Origin of the sequence: Embleya sp. NPDC127516, from assembly GCF_044765325.1 — a bacterium.
Classification (GTDB): domain Bacteria; phylum Actinomycetota; class Actinomycetes; order Streptomycetales; family Streptomycetaceae; genus Embleya.
Genome location: NZ_JBIWJT010000012.1, coordinates 309,271 through 321,596 on the forward strand (window position 1 = coordinate 309,271; position 12,326 = coordinate 321,596).

The 12,326-nt window shown below is 69.2% G+C and carries 12 protein-coding genes and 1 pseudogene; 5 read left to right on the forward strand and 8 right to left on the reverse strand.

Going from position 1 to position 12,326, the window contains the following annotated elements; translation table 11 throughout:
- Positions 1 to 22 precede the first annotated feature (22 nt).
- Both ACIRL2_RS24870 and ACIRL2_RS24875 read left to right on the forward strand, forming a co-directional pair.
- Positions 23 to 421, forward strand: coding sequence for a hypothetical protein (locus ACIRL2_RS24870; protein ID WP_395866962.1), 399 nt, complete (start codon positions 23 to 25; stop codon positions 419 to 421).
- A 242-nt stretch (positions 422 to 663) separates the two neighbouring features.
- Positions 664 to 1,731, forward strand: coding sequence for a Zn-dependent alcohol dehydrogenase (locus tag ACIRL2_RS24875; protein ID WP_402234589.1), 1,068 nt, complete (start codon positions 664 to 666; stop codon positions 1,729 to 1,731).
- Between the two features lie 36 nt (positions 1,732 to 1,767).
- Here ACIRL2_RS24875 and ACIRL2_RS24880 read toward each other — a convergent pair whose 3' ends face one another.
- From ACIRL2_RS24880 to ACIRL2_RS24900, 5 genes and pseudogenes are all read right to left on the reverse strand, one after another.
- On the reverse strand, positions 1,768 to 2,958 hold the full coding sequence (locus ACIRL2_RS24880) for a methyltransferase domain-containing protein (RefSeq protein WP_395866966.1): 1,191 nt from the start codon (positions 2,956 to 2,958) through the stop codon (positions 1,768 to 1,770).
- A gap of 281 nt (positions 2,959 to 3,239) precedes the next feature.
- Positions 3,240 to 3,428, reverse strand: a pseudogene (locus ACIRL2_RS24885) (hypothetical protein); the annotation flags it as partial.
- Between the two features lie 92 nt (positions 3,429 to 3,520).
- The gene (locus ACIRL2_RS24890; protein WP_395866968.1) at positions 3,521 to 3,712 is read right to left on the reverse strand and encodes a hypothetical protein; all 192 of its coding nucleotides are present in this window, start codon (positions 3,710 to 3,712) and stop codon (positions 3,521 to 3,523) included.
- A 70-nt stretch (positions 3,713 to 3,782) separates the two neighbouring features.
- Positions 3,783 to 3,974, reverse strand: a complete 192-nt coding sequence (locus ACIRL2_RS24895; protein ID WP_395866970.1) for a hypothetical protein — start codon at positions 3,972 to 3,974, stop codon at positions 3,783 to 3,785.
- 11 nt (positions 3,975 to 3,985) lie between these two features.
- On the reverse strand, positions 3,986 to 4,837 hold the full coding sequence (locus ACIRL2_RS24900) for a helix-turn-helix domain-containing protein (RefSeq protein WP_395866972.1): 852 nt from the start codon (positions 4,835 to 4,837) through the stop codon (positions 3,986 to 3,988).
- A 284-nt stretch (positions 4,838 to 5,121) separates the two neighbouring features.
- Here ACIRL2_RS24900 and ACIRL2_RS24905 point away from each other — a divergent pair, with 284 nt between their 5' ends.
- The 3 genes from ACIRL2_RS24905 (at position 5,122) to ACIRL2_RS24915 (ending at position 8,148) form a co-directional block, all read left to right on the forward strand.
- A complete protein-coding gene (locus ACIRL2_RS24905) occupies positions 5,122 to 5,580 on the forward strand; it encodes an ATP-binding protein (RefSeq protein WP_402234591.1) in 459 nt (152 codons plus the stop codon).
- 427 nt (positions 5,581 to 6,007) lie between these two features.
- Entirely contained in the window at positions 6,008 to 6,433 is a 426-nt protein-coding gene (locus tag ACIRL2_RS24910; RefSeq protein ID WP_395866976.1) for a DUF485 domain-containing protein, read from the forward strand.
- 53 nt (positions 6,434 to 6,486) lie between these two features.
- Positions 6,487 to 8,148 carry a cation acetate symporter gene (locus ACIRL2_RS24915; RefSeq protein ID WP_395867038.1) on the forward strand — a complete coding sequence of 554 codons (1,662 nt, stop codon included), beginning with the start codon at positions 6,487 to 6,489 and terminating at the stop codon, positions 8,146 to 8,148.
- Positions 8,149 to 8,205: 57 nt separating this feature from the next.
- Here ACIRL2_RS24915 and ACIRL2_RS24920 read toward each other — a convergent pair whose 3' ends face one another.
- The 3 genes from ACIRL2_RS24920 to ACIRL2_RS24930 all read right to left on the reverse strand — a co-directional run bounded on the left by ACIRL2_RS24920 (position 8,206) and on the right by ACIRL2_RS24930 (position 12,290).
- Positions 8,206 to 8,760: a flavin reductase family protein gene (locus tag ACIRL2_RS24920; RefSeq protein WP_395866978.1), complete on the reverse strand. Its 555-nt coding sequence runs from the start codon at positions 8,758 to 8,760 to the stop codon at positions 8,206 to 8,208.
- Positions 8,761 to 8,984: 224 nt separating this feature from the next.
- Positions 8,985 to 9,854: an enoyl-CoA hydratase/isomerase family protein gene (locus ACIRL2_RS24925; protein ID WP_402234593.1), complete on the reverse strand. Its 870-nt coding sequence runs from the start codon at positions 9,852 to 9,854 to the stop codon at positions 8,985 to 8,987.
- Positions 9,855 to 10,094: 240 nt separating this feature from the next.
- Positions 10,095 to 12,290: an acetate--CoA ligase family protein gene (locus ACIRL2_RS24930; protein ID WP_402234619.1), complete on the reverse strand. Its 2,196-nt coding sequence runs from the start codon at positions 12,288 to 12,290 to the stop codon at positions 10,095 to 10,097.
- Between the last annotated feature and the right edge of the window lie 36 nt (positions 12,291 to 12,326).

The following is a 12,326-nucleotide window of genomic DNA, read 5'->3' on the forward strand; positions in this document are numbered from 1 at the left end:
CGGGGGCCGACGAGTTCTCGGGGTGCGGGTGCTGACCTGTCGTCACCAGGCGGGCGTCGGGCCGGAGTTGCTGTTACGGGCGTATCGGGACTTCCGCGGTTGCGGGCGGAGTCGGCTGATCTACCGCGCGGGTTTCCCGACCCACGGGCTCGCACGGTTCGCGGGCGATCCGGATCCGGGCATGCGCGAGCTTGTGCTGCGCGATCCGGACGCGCCGGCGGATGTGGTGCTCGGGCTGCTTGCCGATCCGGAGCGGTGTGTGCGAACCGCGCTCGCCAGGCATCCGGCAGTGCCGGTGGAACGGCTGCTCGCGCTCTTGGACGATGCCGAACTCGGGCCTTACGCGGCGCGCAATCCCGCTCTCCCGGTCGAGGCCATGCACCGGATCCTGGACGCGGCGGGGGCGCCGCGCGGTGTGTGAAGTGGCCGCTGTGGCACGGGTGATGAACCGTACGTCGATGCGACACGTGTGTGATCGACGGGCTGCTCAGAGGTGGTGTCGCGGTGTGACGAGAGGACTGTCACAACCGGCTGACTGCTCATCAGTTCCGGGCTAGAGTGCCGCGCGGGTACGCGTGCGCGCTTGAAGCTCCGGAGCCGGTCCGGCCGGTAAGCCGTCGAGCGCCCCGGCTCGTCAGCCCATTTCCGATGGAGGAGGAACCGGTGAAGGGCGTTCTTTTCGACGGCAAGGAAGCCTCGATCGTCGACGACCTCGAGGTGCGCGCACCCGGGGCCAACGAGGTCCTGGTGAAGATCGGTGCGGCCGGTCTGTGCCACAGCGACATCTCGGTGATCAACGGCACCATCCCCTTCCCGCCCCCGGTCGTGCTCGGGCACGAGGGCGCGGGCGTCGTGGAGGCGGTCGGCGAGTTGGTCACGCACGTCAAGCCCGGCGACCACGTGGCGCTGTCCACGCTGGCCTCGTGCGGCGCGTGCCGTGAGTGCGACCGGGGTCGGCCGACCATGTGTGCCAAGAGCTTCGGCCAGCTCAACCAGCCGTTCACGCGCGGCGGCAAGCCGGTCTACAACTTCGCGGGTCTGTCGGTGTTCGCCGAGCAGATCGTGGTCAAGGGTGTCCAGGCGGTCAAGATCCCCAAGGACATCCCGCTCGCGTCCGCCGCGCTGATCGGCTGCGGCGTGCTGACCGGCGTGGGGGCGGTGCTGAACCGGGCGAAGGTGCAGCCCGGCGACACCGTCGCGGTGATCGGCACGGGCGGCATCGGCCTGAACGTGATCCAGGGCGCGAAGCTCGCGGGCGCGGTACGGATCGTGGCCGTGGACGCGAACCCGGCGAAGGAGGCGGTGGCGCGCGAGTTCGGCGCGACCGACTTCGTGGACGCGCGCGCGGTCGAGGACTCGGTCAAGGCGGTCCAGGAGCTGGTTCCGGGCGGTGTGGACCACGCGTTCGAGTGCGTCGGGCACGTCGGGGTGATCCGCAACGCGATCGACATGCTCGGGCGAGCCGGCCAGGCGATCATCCTGGGCGTCGCGCCGTCGGACGCCGAGGCGTCCTTCCACGTGTCCTCGATGTTCCTGGACAAGTCGATCATGGGCTGCCGCTACGGCTCCTCGCGCCCGCAGTACGACATCGCGCGCTACGCGGACCTGTACAAGACCGGCGCCCTGCGCCTCGACGAACTGGTCACCCAGACCTACGCCCTGGACGACTTCCACCACGCGGTCGAGGACGCCGAGGCGGGCAAGGTCGCCCGAGGCGTCTTCGTCTTCTGACGCTCGTCGGTCCGGCTTTCCGGCGCGGCGCGCTTCTCAACCGAGAGGCGTACCGCGCCGTTTCCGACTTGGGGAAGACGGGCGGATGGGCAGTTCCCGCGCGGGCGTCTCGTACCAGGGGCGTTGCTCCACACGGCCGTTTCGGTCCACGGCGACGGTGAGGCCGAATCGGTCGGCTTCCGGTTGGCCGGCGGCGGTCCACCAGGCGTGCGCCGCTTCAACCTCGGTCCACAGATTGCGCGGTCCGGCCTGGTGGACGACCGGAGGGCCGTCCTCGGGGAATACCGCCTCGGCGAGGGATGGTTCGCCGCTGTCGTCCCAGCCGTAGAGGTACAGGCGGCGGTCATCCCAGATATCGGGCATGCAGTCGGGGACCATGAGGCCGGTGACGAACTCGGCGGCTCGGTGTGTGGCGCCGGCGACGTCGGCGATCGCCAGGGCCGGGGTGGAGGCGCGGGCGGTGCGTTTCCAGGTGGCCGGCCAGTCGACGTCCGGGAACTCGGCGCGCTGGGAGCGCAGTTTCATGAACGACAGCCCGCCCCGGAACGGGCCGCCGGCCTGGTTGCCGGTGACGGTCAGGTGGACGACCTGGTCATGGGGGTTGTAGTCGGTGCCCCAGGGCATCACGAGGACGGCGCCGGGCGCGGCCTGCTCGATCCACGCGGCCGGGATGTTGCGGACGCCTGCGGTGACGTGGACACGATCGTACGGCGCGTGTGGGATGTGGCCGAGCGCTCCGTCGCCGGTGACGACGGTGACATTCGTGGCGTAGCCGGTCCGGTCGATCGCGGCTCGGGCTTGGGCGGCGAGGTCGGGGTCGACTTCGACGGTGGTGACGTCGGCGCCACGTGCGGCCAGGAGCGCGGCCGTCCAGCCGGTCCCGGTGCCGATTTCGAGCACGCGCATGCCGTCGGCCAGGTCGAGCGTGGCGAGTTCGAGGGCGACGACGGTCGGCGCGGATGCGGACGAGGTGGCGAGTTCACCGGGTTCGTCGCGGGTGTGGGCGCCGTCGTCCCACTGGGTCACGAGCGGGATGTCGTCCTCGACGGCGGCGAGCCAGGCATCCGGGTCGCGGTCGCGGTCGATGGCTCGTTCGAAGCTGCCGTTGCGAAAGGGCCAGACACGAGTCGGGACGAAGTCCGCGCGCCGGACGGTGACGAACGCCCTTTCCCAGCCGGGCGGCATGGTCCCGGCCAAGACGAGGCGTTCGGCGATCGGCGCCGTCATTTGCTGTCTTTGCGATGATCGCCGCCGCCGGGCTGCGGGGGGCTGTCCGGGGTGGGGTTCGAGGGCTTACGGTCCTTGGGGTTGATGGGTCGCTCGTCGTCTGCCGGTGGACCGCCGTGGGTTCCCATGCCGGTTCCTCTCGCGGTGACGACGTTCCCGTCCGGGGTCGTCGCGGTGAGTGTGGCTTCTCGCAACGTACGGGCGACACGCACGGGCGTCAATCACGTTCAGCTATCAACATGCGACCCAACGTCATCGCATGACTCCCAGGCGCGCCTGGTGAGCAGGTGGTCGGCCTTGCCGGCTTTGATGTCGCGGATGAGGGTGCGGAGGGCGTCCATGGTGTCGGTGACGTATTCGTCTTCGTGTCCGGCGACGGCGATGTAGCCGTTGCCGTCCGCGTCGGTGCCGAGCCGGAAGCAGTTTCCGGAGTCCTGGCAGAAGGGTTCGTCCCAGGTGATGTCAGGCATGGGCGTTCCTGAAGTGACGGTGTGCGCGAACGGGTTGGCGTCGCGAGGTCGCGACAGCTGCCGTGATGGGTGATACCCGTCTGCCCGGTGGGTTACAGCAGGTGGTCGGCTTTGCCGGCTTTGATGTCGCGGATGAGGGTGCGGAGGGCGTCCATGGTGTCGGTGACGTACTCGTCCTCGTGTCCGGCGACGGCGATGTAGGCGTTCCCTTCGACGTCGGTGCCCAGGCGGAAGCAGTTGTTGCCCTCACCGCAGAATGGGGCTTCCCATGCGATGTCCTGCATCGAAACTCCTTCAGAGTTGGCGAGCGATGGTGTGGGCGACCTCTCGTGACTCACTGGCGGACGCCTGGGCCTAGAGCAGGTGGTCGGCCTTGCCCGCCTTGATGTCTCGGATGAGGGTGCGGAGGGCTTCGAGGGAGTCCTTGACGCAAGCGTCTTCATGTCCCGCGACCGCGATGTATCCGTTGCCGTTCGCGTCTGTACCGAGGCGAAAGCACGAGTTGCCCTCGGCGCAGAAGGGGTCTTCCCAAGTGATGGCGTGCATAGGAGTTTTCCTCACAGGTGGCGGGCGATTCGGTGGATGAAATCGCAGGACTGATCGGTGGGCAGGGCCAGGTCTTCCATCCAGTTCAGTTGTGCTCGGTACTTTGCCAACTGGTTCTCGGCCCACATGAACGCAGGCCCGTGCGAGCTGTCGACCTGAACGGTGTCGAGTAGCGGCACCGGACCCTCGGCGTAGAGGACGCTTTGACCCGCGCCGGGAAAGGCTCCTGCTTCGTAGGGGAGGACCAGCAGTGTGACGTTCGGTCGCTCGGACATGCCGATCAGGTGTTCCAGTTGGGCCCGCGCGACTGCTCTGCCGCCGAACTGCATCCGAAGTGCTGCTTCGTGGATGACGGCTCGGTACGTGGGCGGATCGTCTTGGACGAGGACCTTTTGCCGTTCTGCGCGATGGGCGAGTCGGAGCCCGACTTCGTGGTCCGGGAGCGTGGGCACGGCTACCCGGAAGACCGCGAGGGCGTGGTCTGACGTCTGGAGCAGTCCGGGGATGTGCACGGTGTTCGCCACTCGCATCCCGATCACGGAAGCTTCCAACTCGGCGATGTCCAGGAGACCTTGGGGCAATGTCCCCCGGTAGCGGTTCCACCAACCCTTGATGTCCGGCTGTGCCATGTCGATCAACGCCTCGATGTACCGCTCGTCGGTGCACTCGCAGCTGCATACCAACGTGCGCAGCCGGTCGGTACTGATCGAACGCGAGCCCGACTCCATGTTGGAGATCTTGCCCCGGTCCACGCCCAGCAGCCCTGCCGCGTACTCGGCGGACATGCCTGCCGAGGTTCGGATCCGCCGCAGTTCACTCCCCAAGCGCCTTTGTCGTTCGGTAAGCACCGTCCTGGGGGTCATGCCGGTTCCTTTCGCCCGCCGTCAAAGGCAGTCTGCCGCCCAACCGTGCGCACGCACCAAGAGGCGGCTCAGTAGTCCCGATCGCATGGCAAATTTGCCCCGCCATGTTCTACGCTCGGTATCGCATCACCTACGCAAAGCGATGCCGGAAGTGCGCCGCGCGAGCATGCCCGCCTGTTTCGGGACGGGTGTGTTCGCGATCGGGGAGGTAGGCCACCGGCGCCGCAGCGCGACGCGTTCACCGCGTAAGCGCCCATCCAGCCCGTGCTGCCCAGGAGTTGCCCATGCCCGGATCCCTCTGCCCCGCCGGTGAACCGGCGCCCGCCATCCCCACCGCCCCCGCGATCCCGGTCATCCCGTCGCACTGGAGCTTTCCCGCCGATCCCACCTCCGTGCGGCGCGCCCGGCGTGCCGTGATGGGCGCCGTGCCGCGCGGTTGTCGCCCCGAACTCGCCGACGAGCTCGTGTTGGTGACGTCCGAGCTCGTCACCAACGCGCTGCTGTACGGCACTTGTCCGGCCGATGGGTGCCCGATCGAACTCGTGCTCTGGCCCGCCGACGGCTACTGCTGGCTCGCCGTCTCCGACCCCGGCGCGGCCCTGCCCGCACTCGCCTCGCCCGGACCGAAGGAATGCGGAGGGCGCGGGCTCCTCCTGGTGAGCGCGCTCACCGCCGCCTGGGCCGTGGTGCCGCGCCGCGGGTGTGGCAAGTCGGTGGTGGTGGGGCTGAGACTCGCCTGCTGAGCGGGGCTTCGAGGGGCGACCGTAGCGCCGAAGTCGCCCTTCCCGAGCGCGAATCGACAACATTTCGATCTTGATAACGGATTCGGAGCGAGGTGCCAGCCCGGCTCGAAGTGTCGGTGATCGGGTTGTTTCGGATGTGGCGATGGCTGGTCGCCCCGGACCAACTCGGGCGAACTTGACGGTGGTTCGGTCGGTCGCGGTGAACTCGCGGGCAATTTCGGTCAATTCCGTGGGCGGTAGGAATTCGTGAGTTATCCGCGTAACCAGTCAGTCCCGCTTTCAGTTGATCGGATAGGTTCCGCGCGTCCTGGCGGCGCCTCTAAACTCGCTCCGCTGCGGCCCCAGGTCCCACGGACCGCGGTCAGGTACCCGATCGGCGCCTCGGGCCACGCGCGGGGTGTCCGCTGGAGAGGAGCCCTACCGCCCCATGCCGACTCCGCACGATGACACGCACGATCGTCCCCCCGAGTCCGATCCGGCGACCGAGAAGAGGGCGGCATCGGCCGCCGGCAAGGCGTCCGTTCCGGGCCAGCGCACCCCGTACGTGGACGACCGCACCGGATATCTGGAAATGGAGCAGGATCCGAGATTCGGGGCGCTCAAGAAGCGCCAGCGGTCCTTCATCTTCCCGGTCACCGCCGCGTTCCTCGCGTGGTTCCTGTTGTACGTGGTCATGTCCGCCTACGCGCGTGACTTCATGGCCAAGGAACCGATCGACCACATCAATGTCGCTCTCGTGTTCGGCCTGCTCCAGTTCGTCTCGACGTTCCTGATCGCCTGGGCCTATTCGCGATTCGCGCGCACCCGACTCGACCCCGTCGCCACCGAACTGCGAGAGGAACTCGAAGCGTGAATCTTTCTCTCGAACTCGCCGCGGAGTCCAGCAACCGAGGCTGGACCTTCGCGATGTTCGCCGTGCTGGTCGCGGTCACGCTCGGCATCACCTTCTGGGCGAGTCGCCGGAACCGTACGGCGGCCGACTTCTACGCCGGTGGCCGCTCGTTCACCTCGCTCCAGAACGGACTGGCGATCGGCGGCGACTACATGTCGGCCGCGTCCTTCCTCGGCATCGCGGGCATCCTGGCGCTGTCCGGCTACGACGGTTTCCTGTATTCGATCGGTTTCCTGGTCGCGTGGTTGGTGGCGCTGCTCCTGGTCGCCGAGCCGATGCGCAACTCCGGCCGGTACACGATGGCGGACGTACTCGCCAACCGCATGCGCGAACGCCCGGTCCGGATGGCCGCCAGCGTGTCCACGATCGTCGTGTCGATCTTCTACCTGCTGGCCCAGATGGTCGGCGCGGCGTCGGTGGTCTCGCTCCTGCTCGACGTCAAGAGCGACGCCGCGCAGATCTCGGTCATCGCCGCGGTGGGCGCGCTGATGATCGTCTACGTCACCGTCGGCGGCATGAAGGGCACCTCCTGGGTGCAGATCGTCAAGGCCCTGCTGCTCATGGTGGGCGCGTTCGTGATGTGCGTCTGGGTGTTGGCGAAGTTCGACTTCAATGTCGCCGACCTGCTCGGCACGGCGGCGAGCAAGTCCGGTTCGGGTGAGTCGTTCCTGCAGCCGGGGCTCAAGTACGGTGCCACGGACGGCTGGTCGAAGATCGACCTGATCTCGCTCGGACTCGCGCTGGTGCTCGGTACGGCCGGCCTGCCGCACATCCTGGTGCGCTTCTACACCGTGCCCAACGCGCGCGTGGCGCGCCGCTCGGTGACCTGGGCGATCGGCATCATCGGGGTGTTCTACCTGATGACGCTGATCCTGGGCTTCGGCGCGGCCGCCCTGATCGGCAGCAAGGAGATCAAGAAGGCCGACCCGAGCGGCAATACGGCCGCGACCCGGCTGGCCGAGGAACTGGGCGGTGGCGCGGGTACCACCGGCGGCGCGCTGATGCTCGCCTTCATCGCCGCGGTGGCGTTCGCGACCATCCTCGCCGTGGTGGCCGGCCTGACGCTGGCCTCGTCCTCGTCGTTCGCGCACGACCTGTACGCGAATGTGTTCCGCAAGGGCCGTACCACCGACGCCGAGGAGGTCAAGGTCGCGCGGATCGCGGCCTTCGTGATCGGTACGGCGGCGATCGTGCTGTCGGTGTTCGCCCGCGAGTTGAACGTGGCGTTCCTGGTCGCGCTCGCGTTCGCCATCGCGGCGTCCGCCAACCTGCCCGCGATCGTGTTCTCGCTGTTCTGGAAGAACTTCAACACGCGCGGCGCGGTGTTCGGCATCTACGGCGGCCTGGTCACCTCGGTCCTGGTGGTGGCGCTGTCGCCGATCTGCTGGGGTGGGGCGTCCGACACCAAGCCGGCGATCAAGCAGCTCACCGCGAAGCAGGCGGCCGACTGCGACGTCTCGAAGGATCGCAAGGACGTGGGCAACGCGACGGCGTTGTTCAGCTGTACGACCCCGGCGCCGATTCCGCTGGAGAACCCGGGGATCATCTCCATCCCGGTCGGCTTCGCGTGTGCCGCGATCGGCGCGATGTCCGCGCGGCGCCGTCGCGATGACGACGACGACCGCAAGTTCGCCGAACTCGAGGTCAGGGCGCTGACCGGAGCCGGCGCGCACTGAGCGGGTACGCGTGTACCGATCCGGATCCGCGGCCCGGCGCCCGGGTCCGGATCGGGGCTACCCGTTGTTGCTGGGGTGGCCGAACCGGCCCTTGTAGAACAGCAGCGGGGCGCACTCCATCCGCGGCGCGTCCAGGGCCTGGACCCGGCCGATCACGATCTCGTGGTCGCCGCCGTCGACCACGCTCTCCAGCGTGCAGTCGATCCACGCGAGCACGTCGTCCAGCTTCGGCGAGCCGGTCGGCGCGGGGCTGTGCGCGACGCCGGCGAACTTGTCCGCGCCGCTGACCGCGAAGCCGCGGCAGAGCTGCTCCTGGTCCTCGGCGAGCACGTTCACGCAGAACCGGCCGCCCGGTCGGATCCGCGGCCACGTGGTGGAGGTCTTCGCCACGAAGAAGGTCACCAGCGGCGGGTCCAGCGAGAGCGACGCGAACGACTGGCAGGCGAAGCCGACCGGGGTGTCGCCGTCGAGCGCGGTGATCACCGTGACGCCGCTGGCGAAGTGGCCGAGGACGTGCCGGAAGGTGGCGGCCTCGACGATGCCCTCACCCTCCGGCAGGGCGATGGCCGCGGGATCCGCCGGCTTCGTGCTCGCTGCGTCGATCTGGCCCATGGTGGACTTCCTCGCAGGTGTCTTGGGGCGTCGGGTCTGTGACGCTACGTCACGCGATTTCCTTGCGTCAATCAAAGGAGAGGGGGTCCTTCGTCACATCTGACGACTCGTCAGTTGCCTTGTGGCGTAAGGCACAAGGCTCGAACAACGACCGAACGGCGGGCGCTCGGCGGGCCGCCGCGGGCCCCACAGCGGGGCCCGCCGTCCGACCGTCGGGAGCGCGGCTACCAGCCGTAGTACTCCGGCTTGCGGCGCTCCATCAGCGACGCGACCCCCTCGTTGGCGTCACGCGAGGTCATGTTCAGCTCGACGATCCGCGCCTCCTCGTCGAAGGCCGCCACGCGGTCGCTCTCCAGCGAACGGTTGACCAGCTGCTTGGTGAACGCGTACGCCCGGGTCGGTCCGGTGGCCAGCCGCTCGGCCCATTCCTTGGCCACGGCCTGAAGCTCGTCGGCGGCGACCACCTTGTTCACCACGCCGATCCGGAGCGCCTCGGCGGCGGGCAGGTCGTCGCCGAAGAACATCAGCTCCTTGGCCTTCTGCGGGCCGACCAGGCGCGGCAGCAGGTACGCGCTGCCGCCGTCCGGCACCAGGCCGCGACGGGTGAAGATCTGGATGAAGCGGGCGGTGTCGGCGGCGATCACCAGGTCGCACGCGAGCGCCAGGCTCATTCCGTAGCCGGCGGTGGTGCCGTTGACCGCCGCGATCACCGGCTTCTCGCAGTCCAGGACGGCGTTGGTCAGCCGCTGTACGCCGGTCTTCATCATCCGGGTGGCATAGCCGGTGGGGCGGGCGGGGGGCTTGGGGGCGTCGTCGGGTTCGGCGCCCTCGGCGCCCTCGGCGGCCGCCGCGAGCAGGGACTTGGTGCCTGGGGAGCTGCGCAGGTCCATGCCGGTACAGAAGTGCTTGGGGCCCGCGGCGGTGAGGACCACTGCCCGGACCGTCTCGGTCGCGGATGCCTCGGCGAGGAGGTCGATCAGGAGTTCGCGTTGGGCCCAGGTGAGGGAGTTGCTGGCGGCAGGGCGGTTGAGGGTGAGCCAGAGGACGCCCTCGCTGACGCGGTGCAAGAGGTCCTGGTCGGTGTCGGTGGTCATGTGTGCGTTGGCTCCTTGGTGGTTTTTTGGCCTCAAGCGCCGGCCGGGCTGGAGGGTTTTCGTCCGGCGTTGAGCGTTGGTCGGATCGGGTCGGGGGGGCAAACCCCGCCGGGGGGTCCAACCCGCACCGGGGTTTGGGCGGCCCCCCCGCGGGGGGGGGGGGATCCGCGGCGCCGGGGGTTATCGCCCCCGACCCTCGGGCGCGGGGGCGCCGCGTCGCAAAGCCCGGCCCGCAGGGTCCTAGCGGGCCACCGCGAGGGCGTCCAAGGCGACCGTGCCGCCGCCCCTGGGCATCACCATCAGCGGGTTGATGTCCAACTCGGCGAGTTCGCCGCCCAGTTCGAGCGCCATGCGCTGTACCCGCATGACCACGTCGACGAGTGCGTCCAGATCGGCGGGGGGCTGGCCGCGCATGCCCTGGAGACACTTGAGGCCGCGTAGTTCACCGAGCATGCGCTTGACCTCGTAGGCGCCGAAGGGCGGCACGCCGATCGCGATGTCGTCGAAGACCTCGACGAAGATGCCGCCCAGCCCGACCGAGACGGTCGGGCCGAACAGGTCGTCGTGCGAGATGCCGACGACCATCTCGACACCCCGGTCGACCTGCTGGCAGACCAGGACGCCTTCGAGGCGGCCCGTGCCCGCCTCCTTGGCCGCGTCGGTGATCTCGCGGTACGCGTCCCGCACCTGGCTCGCCGAGCGCAGGCTCAGCTTGACCAGGCCCAGGTCGCTCTTGTGCGGCAACTGCGGGCCGCACGCCTTCATCACCACGGGGTAGCCGATCAGCCCGGCCGCGCGCACCGCGGCGGCGGCCGAGGTGACGAGCTGTTCGCGCGGCACCCGGATCCCGTACGTGCGCAACAACTGCTTCGCCGAGTGCTCGGACAGCGGCTTGCCGGACGACAGCAGCCGCTTGGCCTTCGCGGCGGCCGGCGACGCGGTGCGCGGGACGTCCTCGAACGGCGACGAGTACTGGGTGCGGAAGCGGTGGTAGTCGAAGTAGGCGCGCAACGCCCGCACACAGTTGCCGAAGGTGCGGAAGACCACCACCTTGTTCGACTTGAGCAGGATCTCGCGGTAGGCGTCCTCGTCGGCCACCGGCGAACCCCAGACCACGCAGACCACCTTGTCGGTCGCCTCCGCCGCGTCCACGAGGTCCTGTGCGAGGCGGTCGCTCATCGGCGGGAACGCGCCGGTGATCGGACACACCAGCACGCCGATCGAGGGGTCGGCCAGGATCGTGTCGATGATCTTGCGGCCACGCTCGTCGCCCGCCGGGTGCCCGCCGTTGTCCACGGGGTTGGACACGGTCAGGTACGGCGGGATCCACGCGTGCAGCCGTTCCTGCGTGGAGCGGTCCAGCCGAGGCACCGACAGGCCCTCGGCGGCGGCGAGGTCGGCCATGTGCGCGCCGGTGCCGCCGGAGATCGAGTACACGCAGACCCCCTGCGCGAGCGGGGTCCGGGTGCGCGCGAAGAGTTGGGACGTGTCGATCAACTCGTCGAGGCCGTCGACCCGGGTGACCCCGTACTGCCGGAACACCGCCGAGGCGGTGCGGTCGCCGCCGGTCAGCTTGCCGGTGTGCGACTGGGCCATCCGCGCGCCGGTCTCGGTCCGTCCGACCTTGACCACCACCACCGGTACGCCCTGACGGGCCGCGTGGTCGGCCGCCAGCGCGAAGGTGCGGCCGTCCTTGAACCCCTCGACGTACGCGGCGATCACGCCTACCTCCTCCTGGTCGGAGAAGTGCCGGATGAAGTCCGCGATCTCCAGGTCGGCCTCGTTGCCGACCGGGGCCCAGTGGGACACCCGGATGCCGATGTCCTGCGCCGCGAAGACCGGTCGGCCCTGGTGGCCGCTCTGGGTGATCAGCGCGATCGAGGGACCCTCCAGGTCGGTGCGGAACTCCTCGAACGCGTTGAGGTTGGTGTTCGGCCCCAACAGGCGCAGCGAGCCGCCCGAGGTGAGCTGGGCGAGCCTGGCCTGCGCCTCGGCCCCGGCGGCACCCGCCTCGGCGAAGCCGGACGCGAACACGACCGCGAATCCCACGCCGGCGCCCGCCAGTTGCTCGAGTACCTCGGCCGGGTCGCCGACCAAAACGACGGCCAGATCGACCGGTTCGGGGACGGCCGAGATGTCCGCGTGGCACGGTCGGCCGGCGATGCGCTCGTGCTTTGGGTTCACCGGGAACAATCGTGCGCCCACCCGGTCGGCCCACGCGGTCAGTTGCGCGGTGATCCGGGCACCGGGCCGGCCCTCGGTGTCCGAGGCGCCGATCACCGCCACCGTGTGTGGTCGGAAGAAGCGGTCCAGGTCTGCGGGGCGGAGCGCGAGTGGTCGGCCGGTCACGTCGAGTTCGGCCGACGGATCCGCGTTCACGGTGACGCTGGTTCGAGTGTGCCCCGGGAAGTGGTGTCCTCTGCTGTCGTGAAGCATCATCGCGCCCGTCCCTTTTTCGATCTTTCGTCGCCG

Coding starts and splice junctions, on each gene's coding strand:
- ACIRL2_RS24880 (WP_395866966.1), bottom strand. CDS start 2,958: ATGACGGCGCCGATCGCCGAACGCCTCGTCTTGGCCGGGACCATGCCG.
- ACIRL2_RS24890 (WP_395866968.1), bottom strand. CDS start 3,712: ATGCAGGACATCGCATGGGAAGCCCCATTCTGCGGTGAGGGCAACAAC.
- ACIRL2_RS24895 (WP_395866970.1), bottom strand. CDS start 3,974: ATGCACGCCATCACTTGGGAAGACCCCTTCTGCGCCGAGGGCAACTCG.
- ACIRL2_RS24900 (WP_395866972.1), bottom strand. CDS start 4,837: ATGACCCCCAGGACGGTGCTTACCGAACGACAAAGGCGCTTGGGGAGT.
- ACIRL2_RS24905 (WP_402234591.1), top strand. CDS start 5,122: ATGCCCGGATCCCTCTGCCCCGCCGGTGAACCGGCGCCCGCCATCCCC.
- ACIRL2_RS24910 (WP_395866976.1), top strand. CDS start 6,008: ATGCCGACTCCGCACGATGACACGCACGATCGTCCCCCCGAGTCCGAT.
- ACIRL2_RS24915 (WP_395867038.1), top strand. CDS start 6,487: ATGTTCGCCGTGCTGGTCGCGGTCACGCTCGGCATCACCTTCTGGGCG.
- ACIRL2_RS24920 (WP_395866978.1), bottom strand. CDS start 8,760: ATGGGCCAGATCGACGCAGCGAGCACGAAGCCGGCGGATCCCGCGGCC.
- ACIRL2_RS24925 (WP_402234593.1), bottom strand. CDS start 9,854: ATGACCACCGACACCGACCAGGACCTCTTGCACCGCGTCAGCGAGGGC.
- ACIRL2_RS24930 (WP_402234619.1), bottom strand. CDS start 12,290: ATGCTTCACGACAGCAGAGGACACCACTTCCCGGGGCACACTCGAACC.